This window comes from Streptomyces sp. NPDC001606, assembly GCF_053596835.1.
Genome location: NZ_JBSFHC010000023.1, coordinates 81895 through 99431, shown reverse-complemented (window position 1 = coordinate 99431; position 17537 = coordinate 81895). Strand labels below are relative to the sequence as shown.

The 17537-nt window shown below is 72.3% G+C and carries 16 protein-coding genes; 9 read left to right on the top strand and 7 right to left on the bottom strand.

What is annotated here, in order from left to right; all coding sequences use genetic code 11:
* Window positions 1-115: 115 nt before the first annotated feature.
* From ACWCV9_RS32390 to ACWCV9_RS32380, 3 genes are read left to right on the top strand one after another with little or no spacing between them, the layout of a single operon-like run.
* Window positions 116-847: a response regulator transcription factor gene (locus tag ACWCV9_RS32390; RefSeq protein ID WP_385841909.1), complete on the top strand. Its 732-nt coding sequence runs from the start codon at window positions 116-118 to the stop codon at window positions 845-847.
* 18 nt (window positions 848-865) lie between these two features.
* Window positions 866-2290 (top strand): HAMP domain-containing sensor histidine kinase, encoded by a 1425-nt coding sequence (locus ACWCV9_RS32385; RefSeq protein ID WP_450792008.1) that lies wholly within the window; start codon window positions 866-868, stop codon window positions 2288-2290.
* A gap of 58 nt (window positions 2291-2348) precedes the next feature.
* Window positions 2349-3083 (top strand): hypothetical protein, encoded by a 735-nt coding sequence (locus tag ACWCV9_RS32380; RefSeq protein WP_450791928.1) that lies wholly within the window; start codon window positions 2349-2351, stop codon window positions 3081-3083.
* 21 nt (window positions 3084-3104) lie between these two features.
* On the opposite strand, the gene ACWCV9_RS32375 is transcribed toward ACWCV9_RS32380, so the two are convergent.
* The 3 genes from ACWCV9_RS32375 to ACWCV9_RS32365 all read right to left on the bottom strand — a co-directional run bounded on the left by ACWCV9_RS32375 (window position 3105) and on the right by ACWCV9_RS32365 (window position 6472).
* Window positions 3105-4928, bottom strand: a complete 1824-nt coding sequence (locus tag ACWCV9_RS32375; RefSeq protein ID WP_450791926.1) for a phosphatidylglycerol lysyltransferase domain-containing protein — start codon at window positions 4926-4928, stop codon at window positions 3105-3107.
* A 101-nt stretch (window positions 4929-5029) separates the two neighbouring features.
* Window positions 5030-5311: a hypothetical protein gene (locus ACWCV9_RS32370; RefSeq protein WP_450791925.1), complete on the bottom strand. Its 282-nt coding sequence runs from the start codon at window positions 5309-5311 to the stop codon at window positions 5030-5032.
* 117 nt (window positions 5312-5428) lie between these two features.
* Window positions 5429-6472: a ribonuclease BN gene (locus ACWCV9_RS32365; RefSeq protein WP_450791923.1), complete on the bottom strand. Its 1044-nt coding sequence runs from the start codon at window positions 6470-6472 to the stop codon at window positions 5429-5431.
* A gap of 779 nt (window positions 6473-7251) precedes the next feature.
* Between ACWCV9_RS32365 and ACWCV9_RS32360 the strand changes: the two genes are divergently transcribed.
* Both ACWCV9_RS32360 and ACWCV9_RS32355 read left to right on the top strand, forming a co-directional pair.
* Window positions 7252-7773: a potassium channel family protein gene (locus ACWCV9_RS32360; protein WP_450791922.1), complete on the top strand. Its 522-nt coding sequence runs from the start codon at window positions 7252-7254 to the stop codon at window positions 7771-7773.
* 3 nt (window positions 7774-7776) lie between these two features.
* Window positions 7777-9177, top strand: a complete 1401-nt coding sequence (locus ACWCV9_RS32355) for a DUF2252 domain-containing protein (protein WP_450791920.1) — start codon at window positions 7777-7779, stop codon at window positions 9175-9177.
* Window positions 9178-9187: 10 nt separating this feature from the next.
* Here the strand turns inward: ACWCV9_RS32355 and ACWCV9_RS32350 are convergent, their stop codons facing one another.
* Window positions 9188-9718 carry a hypothetical protein gene (locus ACWCV9_RS32350; RefSeq protein ID WP_450791918.1) on the bottom strand — a complete coding sequence of 177 codons (531 nt, stop codon included), beginning with the start codon at window positions 9716-9718 and terminating at the stop codon, window positions 9188-9190.
* 126 nt (window positions 9719-9844) lie between these two features.
* On the opposite strand from ACWCV9_RS32350, the gene ACWCV9_RS32345 reads away from it, so the two are divergent.
* On the top strand, window positions 9845-10684 hold the full coding sequence (locus tag ACWCV9_RS32345; RefSeq protein WP_450792006.1) for a class II glutamine amidotransferase: 840 nt from the start codon (window positions 9845-9847) through the stop codon (window positions 10682-10684).
* On the opposite strand, the gene ACWCV9_RS32340 is transcribed toward ACWCV9_RS32345, so the two are convergent.
* The 3 genes from ACWCV9_RS32340 to ACWCV9_RS32330 all read right to left on the bottom strand — a co-directional run bounded on the left by ACWCV9_RS32340 (window position 10618) and on the right by ACWCV9_RS32330 (window position 13566).
* A complete protein-coding gene (locus tag ACWCV9_RS32340) occupies window positions 10618-11340 on the bottom strand; it encodes a LuxR C-terminal-related transcriptional regulator (RefSeq protein WP_450791916.1) in 723 nt (240 codons plus the stop codon). The two genes, ACWCV9_RS32345 and ACWCV9_RS32340, sit on opposite strands and share 67 nt — an antisense overlap.
* Window positions 11331-12914, bottom strand: coding sequence for a sensor histidine kinase (locus tag ACWCV9_RS32335; RefSeq protein WP_450791914.1), 1584 nt, complete (start codon window positions 12912-12914; stop codon window positions 11331-11333). The genes ACWCV9_RS32340 and ACWCV9_RS32335 overlap by 10 nt, the downstream gene beginning before the upstream one ends.
* Before the next feature lie 214 nt (window positions 12915-13128).
* A complete protein-coding gene (locus ACWCV9_RS32330) occupies window positions 13129-13566 on the bottom strand; it encodes a hypothetical protein (RefSeq protein ID WP_385841895.1) in 438 nt (145 codons plus the stop codon).
* A 506-nt stretch (window positions 13567-14072) separates the two neighbouring features.
* Here ACWCV9_RS32330 and hemL point away from each other — a divergent pair.
* From hemL to ACWCV9_RS32315, 3 genes are all read left to right on the top strand, one after another.
* A complete protein-coding gene (gene hemL, locus ACWCV9_RS32325; RefSeq protein WP_450792004.1) occupies window positions 14073-15389 on the top strand; it encodes a glutamate-1-semialdehyde 2,1-aminomutase in 1317 nt (438 codons plus the stop codon).
* Window positions 15386-16084 (top strand): histidine phosphatase family protein, encoded by a 699-nt coding sequence (locus ACWCV9_RS32320; protein WP_450791912.1) that lies wholly within the window; start codon window positions 15386-15388, stop codon window positions 16082-16084. The genes hemL and ACWCV9_RS32320 overlap by 4 nt, the downstream gene beginning before the upstream one ends.
* 149 nt (window positions 16085-16233) lie before the next feature.
* Window positions 16234-17499: a hypothetical protein gene (locus ACWCV9_RS32315; protein ID WP_450791910.1), complete on the top strand. Its 1266-nt coding sequence runs from the start codon at window positions 16234-16236 to the stop codon at window positions 17497-17499.
* Window positions 17500-17537 lie beyond the last annotated feature (38 nt).

Here is a 17537-nt window from a genome sequence, read left to right as displayed (position 1 = left end):
GACGGTAGGGACCCCGGTCCGGGTTGCCCCTGTGACGGTGAGAGGCCGGTAAAAAGGGTGATCGTAGGCCCGCCCGTCCCGGCCGAATCAGCGCTGAGCTTGGCAGACTGGGAGGGTGCCCCAGACTGTGCTGCTCGCCGAAGACGACCGTGCCATCCGTCATGCCCTGAAGCGTGCCCTGACCCTGGAGGGGTACGAGGTGACGGCGGTCGCCGACGGTGTGGAAGCACTGGCACAGGCCCACAAGACGCCGCCGGACGTCCTGGTGCTCGACGTGATGATGCCGGGCATCGACGGACTCCAGGTCTGCCGGGTGCTGCGCGCCGAGGGGGACCGCACACCGATCCTCATGCTCACCGCGCTCGTGGAGACCGCCGACCGGATCGCGGGTCTGGACGCGGGCGCGGACGACTACGTCGTCAAGCCCTTCGATGTGGAGGAGGTCTTCGCCCGGCTGCGCGCGCTGCTGCGCCGGACCACCCCGGTGGCCGTCGCCGCCGGCACCTCCGAGGGGGCCGCGGGCGGCCGGGAGGCGCAGGTCTCGGACCGGCAGATCGAGGCCGCCGGACTGCGCATGGATCTCCAGGCCCGCCGGGCGTGGCGCGGCAAGCGCGAGCTGGAGCTGACCCGTACCGAGTTCGAGCTGCTGGAGCTGCTGGTCCGCAACGCCGGGATCGTGCTGGACCACTCCACCATCTACGACCGCATCTGGGGCTACGACTTCGGTCCCGGCTCCAAGAACCTCGCCGTCTACGTCGGCTATCTGCGCCGCAAGCTGGACGAGCCGGGTGCTCCGCAGCTGATCCACACCGTGCGGGGCGTGGGTTACGTGCTGCGGGAGGACTGAGTGCGGCGCCTGCGCCGGATGCTGGCCCGGCGCCGGCCCAAGCTGGTCTCGCTGCGCACCACCTTCGCGGTCTCGTTCGCAGCGGTCACCGCCGCCGTGACGATCCTGACCGGCATCCTGTCGTACGGCTCGGCCGCCCGTCTGGTCCGGGTCGACCAGCAGTCGGTGTTCACGCAGGTGGTGCAGGACGTCCGGGACGAGGTGCGGCAGCACGAGATGGTCCCGGAGGACTTCTCCTCCTCCCGCCCGGGGCACGACCTGGTCCGTCCCGCCCGCACCGATGTCCAGGTGCTGGGCGCGCAGGGCCAGATCGTGGACCACGGCAATCCGGTGCTGCCCGTCACCTCCCGGGACAAGGCCATGGCGCTGGCCCGGTCGGCGGGCAGGGTCGTGGAGCACAAGGACGTCCGGGTGGACGCGGACCTGTTCCGGATCGCCACCGTCTCGCTCGGTGACGGGCGGGGCGCGGTGCAGGTCGCGCAGGAGTTCAGCGACACCGAGGATCTGCTGAAGGCGCTCCAGCAGCGGACGCTGATCCTGATGGCGGCCGTGGTGGTGGGCGCCGGTCTGTTCGGCTGGTGGCTGGCCCGGCGGATCACCCGGCGGCTGGTGGTCCTCACCTCCGCCGCCGAGGACGTCGCCCGCACCCGCCGGCTGGGCATCGAGGTGCCGGTGGCCGGGCTGGACGAGGTGGGCCGGCTCGGCCGTGCCTTCGACCGGATGCTGGGCCGGCTCGCCCAGTCGGAGGAGGACCAGCGCCGCCTGGTGCAGGACGCGGGCCATGAGCTGCGCACCCCGCTGACCTCCCTGCGGACCAACATCTCCCTGCTGCGGCGCATCGACGAGCTTCCGCCGGCGGCCCGCGAGGAGCTGGTCGCCGATCTCGGCCAGGAGGCCCGCGAGCTGACCGACCTGGTCAACGAGCTGGTCGATCTCGCCGCCGGGCAGTCCGACACCGAGCCGCCGCAGCGGCTGGACCTCGCCGACATCGCGGAGGAGGTGGTGGGGCTGGCGGTGCGCCGTACCGGCCGGCAGATCGTGCTGCGTACGAGCGGTGACACGACGACCGACGGGCGGCCCGGGATGCTCCAGCGGGCGCTGTCCAACCTGGTGGAGAACGCGGCCAAGTTCGACCGGGGCGGCAGCGCGCCGATCGAGGTCAGCGTCACCGGGCCGGCGCGCGCGGGCACCGTGCGGGTGGAGGTGCTGGACCGGGGGCCGGGGATCGCGGAGGCGGATCTGATCCGTATCTTCGACCGCTTCTACCGGGCCGCGGACGCCCGTTCCCTGCCCGGTTCGGGCCTCGGCCTGTCCATCGTCCGCGAGGTGGCGCTGGCGCACGGCGGGGCGCCCTTCGCGTACTGCCGGGAGGGCGGCGGCGCGGGGATCGGATTCACCGTGGGCGGTATGGCGGGCGCGACCGGGTTGAGTAGCCGTACCTAGGCTCCGGCGGGTACCGGCGCCCATCCGGGGGACCGGCCGGGCGTTCTAGCGTGCGGCCATGCCCGAAGAGACCCCTGAGCCCGCTGAGACGCCCAAGGCCCCTGAGACCGCTCCGATCGCGGCGTCCGCCGCCTCCTTCGCCCGTGCGGCCGGGTGGGGGTGCCTGGGGTGCGTGGGGGTCGCGCTGATCGCCGTACTCGTCGTATTCGCCGTGCTCGCGGGGCAGTCGGCGGGCTCGACGGACTTCGCGCGGGTGGCGCCGCAGGAGATGGCGGACCGGGTCCTGAAGCACAGCCAGGAGGCGTACGACGTCCTGGGCTTCACCCGGACCGTACGGCCCGGGGTGGAGCGCGTCGGGGTCGACCCGGAGAACACCCTCGGCGCCGACTACTGCTACGACGGCGGGACCTTCGGGCTGGAGGACAAGACGGTCGACGGCGCCTACCGGATGCACCACGAGTGGGCGCTGGACAAGGTGCCGGCGAGCCGGGCGGTGCCCGGGCTGCGCCGGCTGCACCGGCGGCTGGTGGACGAGGGCTGGGAGGTCACGTCGTACCACGAGGGCGGGAAGGGCGGCCGCCCGGGCGACTGGTCGCTGTACGTCCAGAAGGACGGCGGCGACGAGCGGATGTCCTTCGACTGGTACCCGGACCGCGGATACTTCACGGGCGGTGCCACCGCGCCCTGCGCCTACGACCCCGGGTGGGACCGCTCGGGCGGGCAGGCCTACTACCCGGACGACGCGGCGAGGTCCGCGACCCTGCCCGATCTGGCGCCCTCGGCCGCGCAGTAGGCCCGCCCCTTCCCTCCTCGTCTACGACCTTCCGCGCAGCCTCGGCAAGGTGAGGAAGCCCTCCGCCTGCGCGCTGGCCAGGCCGATGCGGGGGATGTCGCTGGTCTTGGCGAACAGCAGGAAGCGGGGCTCCCACACCGGGCGGTACTTGGCGTTGGCGCGGTACAGGGACTCGATCTGCCACCAGCGGGAGAAGAAGGTGAGGATCGAGCGCCACAGCCGCAGCACCGGGCCGGCGCCGAGGCGGGCGCCGCGCTCGAAGACCGAGCGGAACATCGCGAAGTTGAGGGAGACCCGCTCGACGCCCAAGTCCTTCGCCTGGAGGAGGAGTTCGACCACCATGTACTCCATCAGGCCGTTCTCGCTGTTGCGGTCGCGGCGCATCAGGTCCAGGGAGAGGCCGCGCTCGCCCCACGGGACGAAGCTGAGCACGGCGCGCGGTTCGCCGTCCCCGTCCAGGCACTCCAGCATCACGCAGCGGCCGTCCGAGGGGTCGCCGAGCCGGCCGAGGGCCATGGAGAAGCCGCGTTCGGTGGCTCCGTCGCGCCAGCTGTCGGCGCGGTCGACCAGAAGGGCCATCTCCTCCTCGGGGATGTCCTCGTGGCGCCGGACGCGGACGGTGTAGCCGGCCCGCTTGACCCGGTTGTGGGCCTGGCGGACCACGCGCATGGCGCGGCCCTCCAGGGTGAAGTCGGCGATCTCCACGATCGCCTCGTCGCCGAGTTCGAGGGCGTCCAGACCGTGCCGGGCGTAGACCGTCCCGGCCTCCTCGCCGGCGCCCATGACCGCCGGGATCCACGCGTGCCGGCGGGCCTCGGCGAGCCAGGCCTCGATCGCGCCGGGCCAGGCCTCGGGGTCGCCGAGCGGGTCGCCGGAGGCGAGGGAGACGGCGCCGACGACGCGGTAGGTGATCGCCGCCTTGCCGGTAGGGGAGAAGATGACGGCCTTGTCGCGGCGGAGCGCGAAGTAGCCGAGGGAGTCCCGGGCGCCGTGCTTGTCGAGCAGGGCGCGCAGCTTCTCCTCGTCCTCCGGGGTGAGCAGCCGGCGGCCGCGCGGGGAGCGGAAGCAGGCGTACAGGGCGAGGCAGAACAGGCCGGCGAGCAGCAGGTTGATGACGATGTCGACCCAGCGGGGCGCGTGCACGGAGTCGACCCGGTCGGCGAGCGGGCCGACGCTGATCCCGCGCAGCAGGGTGTAGGCCAGCTCCTCGTACAGGGAGGCGCCCGGCAGCTTGTTGGTGGCGTGCACCAGCAGGGTGCCGAGGCCGCCGATCACCACGGAACCGCCGACGCCGACGGCCAGCGCCAGCTTGATGTTGGAGGGGTCGCCGACGGCGTTGAACTCGCGCCGGCCGATCAGCAGCGCGAGCACGAAGAGGCCGGTGAGAGCGGTGGAGACCCAGTTGAAGGCGTGGTCGCGGAACGGGTGCTGGGTGAGCGCGAGGACGTAGAGCACGAACAGGGGCGCGGCCAGCAGCAGGTTGACCACCCAGGCGGCGCGCTTGCCGCGCCGCATCACCAGCGCCAGGAAGATCGCCGCCGCGGCCGAGGCCAGGCCCGCGGTGGCCAGGTAGGGGGTGAAGAACTGGCCGGTGTGGTGGGTGTGCGCGTGGACGTGCCGGGCGGTGAAGAGCGTGCCGTCGTTGTGTTCCTGCACTTCCTTGCGGAACGGCAGCGACATCACGGCGACGATGTTGAACAGGGCGATCAGCCGCAGGTACCACACAGTGGCCGAGGCCGCCGCCGCGCGCAGCCGGGGGCTGGGCGTGGGCAGCGGGAACTCGCGGCGCTGACCGCGTTGAGCGGGAACGTGCGGGGACGGCAGGGTCGACTGCTGTGCGGGCATGGTGACTGGTCACCTTGGAGAAAAGGGATGGGGACGGAAGGAGAGTACCGGCAGCGGCTCTTACCCGGTCCTTCCCGAGTCACGTCATCCCATATGTGATATCAGCCGAGCCTGTCGGCGTCGCGGCGGGCCGTCGCCAGACACCAGGCCAGATTGCCCGCGGCGGCGCCGGCCGCCACCGCGGCGACGATCACCCCGCCGGTGGCGAGTCCGTCGCTGAACAGGTGCGGGCGCCGGGCGAGGCTGTGCAGACCGAAGCCGCACAGCTCGTACACGCCGACCGCGGCGACGAACAGACTGCCGACCAGCAGGGCCAGCGTCGGCGCCAGCCCGCGTACGTGCGCGGCCGGCGCCGGGCTCGTTTCCGTTTCCGTGTCCTGCATCGTGTCCCCCGTTGAACAGACGTATGACCGTTGGCGGTTGGGAAAACTACCCTACGGAGGGCGGGGTGAGGCCGCCGCGCACGGCGCGCTGGCGGCCGCGGTGCGGCGGGAAGGCGGTCACCCGGCCGATCGCGGCGTACGGGGAGGCGGGCCCGGCGGACCGGTGCCGGCCGGACTGACATCCGTGCCGGAGGGTCTGCTTGTCGGCCTCCTGAACGGCCTTCCGGACGGCCTCACCCGAGGCAGTTGAAGCGCGGCGAACCAGGCGGAGCCCGCGATCCACCGGCCGATGACAAGACCCGACACGGTGACCACGAAGAACGCGATGAGCCAGGACAGGAAGGTGAAGACCGGCCCCAGCGGGCCGAACTCCTGGAGGCTGCGCTGCATGGCCGTGGGCATCAGCAGCGCGCCGAACCTGCTCAGCGCCACAGCCCCCAGCCCTGCCAGCAGCGCCCCCGGCACCAGCTCGCGCCAGCCGATCCGGCCGCCCAGCAGCAGATGCTGCGCCCACCACCACATCAGGACCGAGGACAGCATGGACAGCACCAGCCCGACGACCACGCCGGTGCCGAACCCGCTGCGCAGCGGAGCCTGGAAGAGCAGGACGCCGATCCAGACGACCAGCCAGACGATCCAGCGCCAGGCCGCCGCCCCCACCGGGGCCCGGGGCAGCGACCAGCAGCGTTCGCACACCGCCTGAAGGGCGCGGGTGAAGGCGGTGGCCGAGAGGAGCGCGAGCAGCACACCCAGCGCTCCCACGGTCTGCCGTGGCGTACCGGTGGCCTCGAAGGTGTGCCGCACCTCCGCCAGCGTGTCCCCGCGCACGCCCAGGATGGCCGACAGCGAGTCCACCATCAGGTCCTGCACACCGCGCGGGGCGAAGGCCGCGACCGTCATCAGCAGCGGCAGGACCGCGAGGAACGACTGGGCCGCCAGCCGCATCGCGCCCTCCACGACATTGACCGCCGACAGCACCGGCAGCAGCCGGCCGACGTCCACCACCCGCCCCCACGCCGTGACCCGTCGCCTCGCCCGGCCCGGGTACGCGGACGCCGCTCTGCCGCCCCGGCGGGCGGCGACCGGCGGCGTGCGCGTGCCGCCGTCCCGTCGGTCGGAGGTTCGGGCCCGGTGTGCGGACCGGGACCACGCGAAAGTCATGGCTCCTCCTCGCGTGACACGGCCGGCCATCGGACCGCCGACGGGACGCGGCGGCACCCGCACACCCCCAGCCTTCCGCGCACCGCACGGGCCCGGGTCACCCGTGACGGGTGATCCGCGCAGGCCGCCATGGCTATGGGGTGTACGGGTAGCCGCACCGACCCCGGACAGGTATCACCCCCATGACTGATCCGACCCCCACCCATCCGGACGGAACACCCTCGCGCCGAGACGAGGCGACCCCGCGGCTGGGCGGCGCAGGTCCGGGGCGGGGCGAGACGGCTTCGCGGCCGGATGGGGCGGGTGCGGGGCCGGGCGAGCGTGGTCTGCGGCCGGGTGAGGGAGCTTCGCGGCCGGGCGGGGCGGGTCCGCTGGCGGGCGAGGCGGCTTCCCAGCCCGACGCGGCAGGTTCGCGCCCGGGCAGGGCGGCTTCCCGGCCGGACGAGGTGAGTCCACTGCCGGGCGAGGCGGCTCCCCTGCCGGACGAGGGGGCTTCCCGGCCGGATGGGGTGGGCCTGCCGCAGGCCGGGGCGGCTTCCCTGCCGGGCGGGGCGGGTCCGCTTCCGGGCGAGGCGGCTTCCCAGCCCGACGCGGCAGGTTCGCGCCCGGGCAGGGCGGCTTCCCGGCCGGGCGAGGGGGCTTCCCCGCCGGGCGGGGCGGGGCCCGGGCCGGGCGGGGCGGGGCCGGGGCCGGGTGGGGCGGCAGAGCGGGGAGCCGGGACGGATTCGCAGCCGGAGGGGGCGGGGGTGGGGCGGGGGTCCGTGCGGCGGGCTGGGGTGGTGTCGCTTGTGCGGGCCTGCGCGTTCGCGGCCGTGCTTGTCACCGGGTATTACCTGCTGCCCCTGGACCGGCCCCGTACCGGCGGTGCCGCCCTGGTGCTCCTGGGCGGGCTGCTGGCCGCGGCCGGCATCTTCGCGTGGGAGGTGCGGACGATCGTCCGCTCGCCCCATCCGCGGCCCAGGGCCGTCGAGGCCCTGATCGTCACGGTGGCGCTGTACCTGGTCTCCTTCGCCAGCGGCTACTACCTGCTGGAGGAGTCGGCGCCCGGCTCCTTCAGCGAGGGGCTGACCCGGACCGACGCCCTCTACTTCACCCTGACCACCTTCTCCACCGTCGGATACGGCGACATCACCGCCCGGTCGCAGGCCGGACGGATGATGACCATGGTCCAGATGACCGGCGGCCTCGTCATCGTCGGCGTCGCCGCGCGGATCCTCGCCCATGCCGTGGAGACCGGACTGACGCGCCGGAGCGGGCAGCGCCAGGAACCCGGCGACGGCCGGGACGACAGCGCGAGGTGAGCCATGACGGCACCGATGTCCCCGACCGCCCGGCTGTCCCCGGCGGAGAGGGCGGCGTACGGCAGGAACGCCCGCAAGCGTGCCCCGAGGTCCTGCCACGGCCGGTTCGAGCCGGCCCAGGACCGGCCCGACCCGGTCGCGGTGCTGGAGGAGCAGGGGTCCACCCGCCTGCCGGAGCTGATCCCGGTCCGGTACGGCCGGATGCTCGCCTCTCCGTTCAGTTTCTACCGCGGAGCCGCGGCCGTCATGGCGGCCGACCTCGCACCGCTGCCCGGCACCGGGCTGACGGTGCAGCTGTGCGGGGACGCCCATCTGCTGAACTTCGGCCTGCTGGCCTCGCCCGAGCGGCATCTGGTCTTCGACATCAACGACTTCGACGAGACCCTCGCCGGCCCCTTCGAATGGGACGTCAAACGCCTGGCCGCCAGCCTCGTGGTGGCCGCCCGCGCCAACGGGTTCTCCGCGCGGGACCAGGACCGTACCGTCCGGGAGTGCCTGCGGACGTACCGCACCCGGATGCGCGCCTTCGCCGGCATGCGCACCCTGGACGTCTGGTACGCCCAGGACGACGCCGACCGGATGCGCGAACTGCTGGCCTCGTCGATGACCGGAAGAGCCAGGCGGCGGACCGCCGCGGCCACGGCACGCGCCAGGACCCGCACCCATCTGGAGGCCTTCGCCCGCCTCACCCGGCTGACCGCCGAGGGCCGGCGGATCGCGCCGGACCCCCCGCTCGTCACCCCGCTCCGGGACCTCACGACGGGCGCCGGCCCGGAGGAGCTGCTCCGGACCGTCCTGGAGGGGTACGCGGACAGCCTCTCCTCCGAGCGCCGGTATCTCCTGGGCCGCTACCGGCTGGTGGACATGGCCCGCAAGGTCGTCGGTGTGGGCAGCGTCGGCACCCGCTGCTGGATCCTGCTGCTGCTCGGCAACGACGACGGCGACCCCCTGCTGCTCCAGGCCAAGGAGGCGCAGGAGTCGGTGCTGGCCGCGTACACGGGTGACCACCACCACGACAACCAGGGCCGGCGGGTGGTGGAGGGACAGCGGCTGATCCAGGCGGCCAGTGACATCTTCCTGGGCTGGACGCGCGTGGCCGGCCTCGACGGACGCGACCGGGACTTCTACGTCCGCCAGCTGCGCGACTGGAAGGGCACCGCACGGCCCGAGACCATGGACCCCGGCCTGCTGCGTCTCTACGGGCACCTGTGCGGGGCCAGTCTGGCGCGGGCCCACGCCCGCTCCGGCGACCCCGTCGTCCTCGCCGCCTACCTGGGCGGCAGCGACCGCTTCGACCGCGCCCTGACCGGATTCGCGCAGGCGTACGCCGACCAGAACGAGCGGGACCACAAGGCGCTGCGGGCGGCCGTCCGCAAGGGCAGGATCCGGGCGACCACCGGCTGAACCCGCCCCCTCAGTGGGTGACGGCCAGCTTGAAGCCGACGATCAGCAGGCCGAGGACCAGGTTGACCACCGCCGTGAGCGCGGTCAGCCGCCAGGACCCGCCCGACCGCCGTGCCGCGGCCACCGACCAGCCCACCTGCCCGGCCACGGCCACGGAGACGGCCAGCCACATGGTGCCGGGCAGGTCCAGGCCCAGCAGCGGGCTGACGGCCACGGCCACGGCCGGCGGCACGGCCGCCTTGAGGATCGGCCATTCGTCCCGGCACACGTGCCAGATCGCCCGGCGGTGGAGCGGATGCATGGCCAGCCGGGCACCGAACAACTGGGCGTGCACATGGGCCACCCAGAAGACCACACCGGTGACCAGCAGCAGCACCACCAGCTCCAGCCGGGGCCAGGGCCCTAGCGTGCCGGCGCCGATCACGACCGAGGCGGCGAGCAGGGAGCCGTAGACACCGCCGGTGTAGTCCGTCCGGGCCCGCTGTTCGGCCGTACGCTCCTGACGGGCGGACTCCACCAGGTCTCGTCTGCGCGCTGTCACGGCGATCACCGCCCCATGTACGGGATGACACCCGCCAGCATGACAAGCCCGCCGCGTGCGCACACCCTGGAGACAGAAGGCGTCTTCGGACACCTCTTCGGACACCAGGGAAAGCGGGGCCGCAGCATGTGCCGCTGGATTGCCTACTCGGGTTCCCCCATCGCTCTCGGCCAGGTCCTGTTCCAGCCGAAACACTCCCTGATCGACCAGAGCCTGCACTCCCGCATGGGGGTGGAGACGACCAACGGCGACGGTTTCGGCGTCGGCTGGTACACGCCCGACGCGGACACCCCGGCGGTGCTGCGGGACGTCGGCCCGGCGTGGAACAACCGCAATCTCCAGGAGATCGCCCAGCACGTCCGCTCGGGTCTCTTCTTCGCCCACATCAGGGCCTCGACCGGTACGGCGGTGCAGCAGACCAACTGCCACCCGTTCCGCCACGGACGCTGGCTGTGGATGCACAACGGCATGATCAACGGGCATCACCGGATCCGGCGCGACCTCGCCCTCGCCGTCGATCCGCTGCTCTACCCCGACATCGAGGGCTCCACCGACTCCGAGCTGATGTTCTTCCTCGCCCTCACCTTCGGGCTTGAGGAGGATCCGCCCGGTGCGGTCGCCCGGATGGCCGGCCTGGTCGAGGAGACGGCGCGCGCCCATGACATCCCCCACCCCCTCCAGATGACCGTCGCGGTCTCCGACGGCGAACGCCTCTGGGCCTTCCGCCACTCCAGCGAGGGCCGGTCCCGCTCCCTGTACGTCAGCGCCGAGGTGGAGTCCCTGCGCGCACTCCACCCGGACGCCGCCTTCCTCTGGGACGTCTCCGACGACACCCGCCTCGTCGTGTCGGAGCCCCTGGGCGACCTCCCGGGCGCCTGGAGGGAGTTCCCGGAGAACAGTTACGGCGTCGTCCAGCCGGGCGAGGACATCCTCCGGCCGTTCAGCCCGTCGCCGGCGCCGGTGTGACGCGGCGCGGACATGAGGTAGGCGAGTACGGCGAGCACACGGCGGTTGTCGTCGTCGGAGGGGGCGAGCCCCAGCTTGGCGAAGATGCCGGTGCTGTGTTTGGACACGGCCTTGTCGCTGATGAAGAGCCGGCTGGCGATGGCGCTGTTGGAGCGTCCCTCGGCCATGAGTTCCAGCACTTGACGTTCCCGTTCGGTGAGCCGGGAGAGGGGTTCGCGTGCGCCACGGCCGCGGCGGCCGAGCAGCTTGGTGACCACTTCGGGGTCCATGACCGTGCCGCCCGCGGCGACCGTACGGATCACGTCGACGAACTGGTCGTCGCTGAACACCCGGTCCTTGAGCAGGTAGCCGACCCCGCCCGCCTGGTCGGCGAGCAGTTCCTGGGCGTAGATCTGCTCGACGTACTGGGAGAGCAGCAGGATCGGCAGCCCGGGTATCCGCTCCCGGGCGGACAGCGCCGCACGGAGCCCGTCGTCGGTGTGGGTGGGCGGCAGCCTGATGTCCACGATCGCGAGGTCCGGCCGGTGCTCCAGCAGCGCGTCGAGCAGGCCCGGAGCGCTGTCGGTGGCCGCCACGATCTCGAAGCCACGCGCCGTGAGTAGCCTGACCAGCCCCTCCCGGAGCAGGAAGAGATCCTCCGCGACGACTACGCGCACGGCACCTCCATGGCCACGATCGTCGGTCCCCCGGGCGGGCTGCTGACCGCCAGAATGCCGTCGAAGGCCGCCAGCCGTCGCTCCACCCCGGCCAGCCCGGTGCCCCGGGCGGGGTCCGCGCCGCCGACTCCGTCGTCGACCACCTCGATGCGCAGCAACCCGTCCGTCCGGGCCATGCGGATCTGGAGGCCGTGCGCCGAGGCGTGCCGGACGGCGTTGGTGACCACCTCGGCGACGGCGAAGTAGCAGGCCGACTCCAACGGGGCGGGGAGCCGTTCGGACAGATCGATCTCGGTCTCGCAGGGCAGGGGCAGGTCCAGCGCGAGCGCCCGGACCGCCTCCCCCAGGCCCCGGTCGGCCAGCATCGGCGGGTGCATCCCCCTGATCAGGCCGCGCAGTTCCGCCAGTGCCGTGGCCGAGGCGACACGAGCCTCCACGACGAGCGCGGCGGCCTCGTGCGGAGCGTGGTGGATCAGCGCCTCGGCGACCCGGAGGTTCATCCCGATGGCGACCAGCCGTCCCTGTGCGCCGTCGTGCAGGTCCCGCTCGATCCTGCGCAGCTCCGCGGCCGCGGAACTGAGCGCGTCGGCCCGGGTCGCGGTCAGCTCCCGCACCCGCCGGGCCAGCGCCGGGTCGGGCCCCCTGCCGAACAGCCGGCCGGCATCCGCCAGCACGGTTCGGGGCAGCAGCCAGAGCCCGAGGGCCAGCAGCACCGCCCCCTGGATACCGCCGAGGACCGACGCATGGTGGGCGATCTCCAGGGGCAGGTCCGGCGCCGGCCCGGTCGGCCTGCCGACCTTCGTGACGACCACGAGGTGTTGTCCGAACCCGCTCTGGGCGACGTCGTACGCCCCGATCCCCACCAGACCCAGGACGGCCAGGTTCGCGGCCGCCCTCGGCCACCGCACCAGCCCGGCCACGACGGCCACCAGCAGCGCCAGGCCCGCCAGATAACCCACCACCGCCGGCCCCGCCCCGGTGCCCGGCGACGCGAACCGCCACAGATCGAAACCGAGCAGGTCACCGGTCATCACCACGACGGCGGGCAGCAGCAGCGCCCAGCGCGCGGACCTCGACGCATCCGCTCCAACCAGACACGCGGGCCCCCCGTTCGCCGGCCGGCGCAGCGCCGCACCGGCGAGCGCGGCGAGCACCGGCACGCTCACACAGCCCACCAGGACATTCAGCAGGTCGCGCCCGTAGCCGACAGAGGAATGCGTGAGCCAGTACGTCCCCTCCAGCACTTCGCCGGTCGCCGCCGCGACCCCGGGCAGCAACCACCGCCCGGGCACATCCGCCGCGGCGGGCAGCGCGGTGGCCAGCAGACCGGCCGCGAGCAGCGCCGCCGGGAGCAGCCCGTCGGGTTGCAGGTCCGGCACGGTGACGACATAGCCGTTCGATCCGGCGGAGTTGTGCAGGGCGAACACCAGGGCCGGCACACTCCCGTACGCGGCCGTCCCCACCAATCCCGCCACGACCCGCCAGCCGACCCGCCCACCCGGCCGCGCGACCCGCCCCGACCGGTCCCGCGCCTGCTCCGCCCTGACGGCCAGCACCGCACAGACCGCGGTCAACCCCACGAGCACCCCCGCGGGCCACGGCACCCCACCCACCGGAATCGGCCACATACCGGCCCCCCGTCTCCTCACCCAGGCCACACGCTGCGACCTGCACGCCATGCTGCTGCGAGGAACGTGGCACGCGCCATGGGCGGAAACCTACTCCGGGGGTAGGCAAACCCCTACCCGGGCGGGGGAGCCTGCCGCCCGAAGCCGCCGGAACCCCAGATCAGGGCCAGACCAGGCAATACGCCTGATGCCCCGCCTCGTGCAGCCGATGGCTGAAGTCCTGCCATTCGTGGAGCAACTGGTACACGTTGAACGCGTCCCGCGGCCCTCCGCGGTCCGGGACCGTGGACCAGATGAAGGCCGCCGCGCCGACCGCCTCCTCGCCGATGCCGCGCAGCGGGTCGACGACCGTCATGGGGAGCTTGACGACCGCGTAGTCGGGGTGCAGGACGACCAGTTCCAGCGGCGGCACCTTGTGCAGGGGGACGCCTTCGATGCCGGTCAGCACCATCGCGGCCACCGTCTCCGGCTTGATCCTGGTGAACATGCCGTTCATGCCCAGCTCGTCGCCGCCGAGCTCCTCGGGCCGCATCGAGATGGGGACGCGGGCCGCGGTCGCTCCGTCCGGCGCGCCGAAGTATTTGTACGTCACCCCCACCCGACCACCATTCCTGCTCCCTGCCCGAAGGCGGTCGGCCCGTCGGTCGTGCCGCTCGGGTTCGCCCGGTACACCCTGTGTCTGACGTGTTTCGGTCGCTTCCTCCGCGTCGCGCCGGTGCCTTCCCCGCCGGGCACGCCGAGGACCCAGGTCATCAGTCCCCTCGCCCAGTCCGCCACCGCGATGCATATCTCCACCCGACTGCTTTTCTAGGACGCGTGGCCCCCGCCGCGCAACCCGATCATCGTGTCAGTGACCTCCCCCACGGCCGCCCGCCGAAACGTGCGGTGGAACAACAGTCCGCGGAGCGATGCCCGGCCCTGAGCATCCCCTGATCATTACGTGCGTGAGAGCTGTGTGTATCAGGTCTCAGTCTCGCAGATGGCGGATGACGGTGCCGCGTTCCCGAGGCGGGCCGTCGCGCCGGACGGGGCGCGGCCTACCCTGAGGGGGTCACCACGCAACCGGAGTCCGAGAAGCCGGAGAAGCCGCACGTCATGAGCGCCCTGAGCGAAACGCCCTATCCCTACGACGCGCCGGTGTCCCAGGCGCTCTTCGACCGCGCCTCCGAAGTCACCCCGGGCGGGGTGAACTCCCCGGTGCGCGCCTTCCGCGCCGTTGGCGGTACGCCCCGGTTCATGGTGTCCGGCAAGGGTCCGTACCTGACCGACGCCGACGGACGCGAGTACGTCGACCTCGTCTGCTCCTGGGGACCGATGGTCCTCGGGCACGCACACCCGGAGGTCATCGCCGCCGTACAGGAGGCCGTCGCGCGCGGTACGTCCTTCGGCACGCCCGGTGAGGGCGAGGTCGCGCTCGCCGAGGAGATCGTCGCCCGGGTGGCGCCGGTCGAGCAGGTGCGGCTGGTGAGCAGCGGCACCGAGGCGACCATGTCGGCCATCCGGCTGGCCCGCGGGTTCACCCGGCGGAGCAAAGTGATCAAGTTCGCCGGGTGCTACCACGGGCATGTGGACTCGCTGCTCGCCGCCGCCGGGTCCGGGGTCGCCACCTTCGCGCTGCCCGACACGCCCGGTGTCACCGGTGCGCAGGCCGGGGACACGATCGTGCTGCCGTACAACGATCTGGAGGCCGTGCAGGAGGCCTTCCACCGGCACCCGGGGGAGATCGCCTGTGTGATCACCGAGGCCTCGCCGGGCAACATGGGCGTCGTACCGCCGGACCCCGGGTTCAACCAGGGGCTGAAGGACGCCTGCCACAAGAACGGCGCCCTCTACATCTCCGACGAGGTCATGACCGGCTTCCGTACCAGCCGCGCCGGCTGGTACGGGGTCGACGGGGTCACGCCGGACCTGATGACCTTCGGAAAGGTCATGGGCGGCGGGTTCCCCGCGGCCGCGTTCGGCGGGCGGGCCGATGTGATGGGTCACCTCGCTCCGGCCGGGCCCGTCTACCAGGCGGGGACGCTGTCCGGGAACCCGATCGCGACCGCCGCGGGCCTCGCCCAGCTGCGGCTGCTCGACGACGCCGCGTACGACACGGTGAACGCCGTGTCGCAGCAGATCCAGGGCCTGGTCACCGAGGCGCTGAGCAAGGAGGGCGTCGCCCACCGGCTCCAGACCGCCTCCAACATGTTCTCGGTGTTCTTCACCGACCGGCAGGTGCGCGACTACGAGGACGCCAAGCGGCAGGAGTCGTTCCGCTTCACCGCGTTCTTCCACTCGATGCTGTCGAACGGCGTCTATCTGCCGCCGTCGTCCTTCGAGTCCTGGTTCGTGTCCACGGCCCACGACGAGCGGGCCATCCAGAAGATCGCCGACGCCCTTCCGGCGGCGGCCCGGGCGGCTGCGGAGGCCACCGCATGAGCAGCAGGGACAAGGACGTCACCGTCGTCCATCTGATGCGGCACGGCGAGGTGGAGAACCCGACCGGGATCCTGTACGGGCGGCTGCCCGGCTACCACCTCTCCGAGCTGGGCCGGCAGATGGCCGAGCGGGTCGCCGAGCACCTCGCCCCCCGGGACATCACCCATGTCTGCGCCTCCCCGCTGGAGCGGGCGCAGGAGACCGCCACCCCGATCGCCAAGGCGCACGGGCTGGACCTGGCCACCGACGAGCGGCTGATCGAGGCCGACAACGTCTTCCAGGGCAAGACCTTCGGGGTGGGCGACGGCGCACTGCGCAAGCCGGGCAACTGGCAGCACCTGGTCAACCCGTTCAAGCCGTCCTGGGGCGAGCCGTACGTCGACCAGGTGGTGCGGATGATGGGCGCGCTGAACGCGGCCAAGGACCAGGCGCGCGGCCACGAGGCGGTGCTGGTCAGCCATCAGCTGCCGATCTGGATCGTGCGCTCGTACGTCGAGCGGCGCCGGCTGTGGCACGACCCGCGCAAGCGGCAGTGCACCCTCGCGTCCCTGACGTCGTTCACCTACCTCGGCGACAAGATCGTGTCCGTCGGCTACAGCGAGCCGGCGATCGATCTGGTCCCGGAGCATCTGCGGGCCGGCGCCAAGCCGCAGAAGGGCAAGGGCACCGCGCAAGGGAAGGCCTTCGGCGCCTAGAAGCGCCGGGAGCGCCGGGAGCCACCAAGAAGCGCTTAGAGCGCTTTTGCCGGTTCCGTTACGAAAAACATAAGAATCATGGGAACCTCCCCGATCGTCACGTCCTCTCCCTGGTTGACACCAGCAGGCGTGACGAATCGGGGATTTCCATGCGCACCTTCTCCCGGCCCCTTTCCAGGAGGGGAATGCTCGGCCTCGGCGCGGGAGCCGCGGCCGCCGCCTCCCTCGCCGGCTGCGGGAGCCTCAAGTCCTCGGACGGCGGCGGGCACTCCGGCGGTTCCGGCAAGGACGGCTCCGGCGCGAACGGCTCGGACGGTGCGCGTCCGGCCAAGCTCATCGGCGACGGCTCCACCTCCTTCACCGGCAAGCAGCCGCACCAGCCGGCCAAGCCGGAGCCGCTGGAGCCGGGGCAGATGCCGCCGCAGTTCGTCATCTTCTCCTGGGACGGCGCCGGCGAGGTCGGCAACGGCCTCTTCCCGCGCTTCCTGGACCTCGCCAAGGAGCACGGGGCGAGCATGACCTTCTTCCTCTCGGGGCTGTATCTGCTGCCCGAGTCGAGGAAGCGGATGTACGCGCCCCCGAACAACCCGCGCGGCGCCTCCGCCATCGGCTATCTCACCGACGAGCACATCAAGTCCACGCTGACCAATGTGCGCCGGGCCTGGCTGGAGGGCCACGAGATCGGCACCCACTTCAACGGGCACTTCTGCGGCGAGACCCACGGCTCGGTCAAGTGGTGGACCCCGCAGCAGTGGAAGAGCGAGATCCAGCAGGCCACGTCCTTCGTCAAGGAGTGGAAGACCAACACCGGCTGGCACGACCTGCCCGCGCTGCCCTTCGACTACGACAAGGAGCTGGTCGGCGGCCGTACGCCCTGTCTGCTCGGCCAGGACAACCTGCTGCCCACCGCCCGCGAGCTGGGCTGGCGGTACGACGCCTCCTCGCCCGGCGGCCGGCAGGTGTGGCCGGTGAAGCGGCAGGGGATATGGGACCTGCCGCTCCAGCAGGTGCCGTTCCCGGGGCGCAGCTTCGAGGTCCTGTCGATGGACTACAACATGCTCGCCAACCAGTCCCTGAACACCACGAAGGCGCCCTCCTACAACTACCCGGGCTGGCGCAAGCAGTCCGCGGGGGCGTACATCGCCGGCTTCGAGCGGGCATACAAGACAAACCGGGCACCGTTCTTCATCGGCAACCACTTCGAGCAGTGGAACGGCGGCATCTACATGGACTCCGTCGAGGAGGCCTTCAAGCACATCGCGCGCGAGAAGGAGAAGGGCGCCGACGTCCGGATGGTCTCCTTCCGGCAGTTCGTGGACTGGATGGACGTACAGAAGCCCGAGGTGCTCGCCAAGCTCCGCACGCTGGAGGTCGGACAGCAGCCGGCCGGGGGCTGGAAGACCTTCCTGGCCTAGCTCGGTGAGCCGTCCGCACCCCGCCCCCTGCCGGAAAT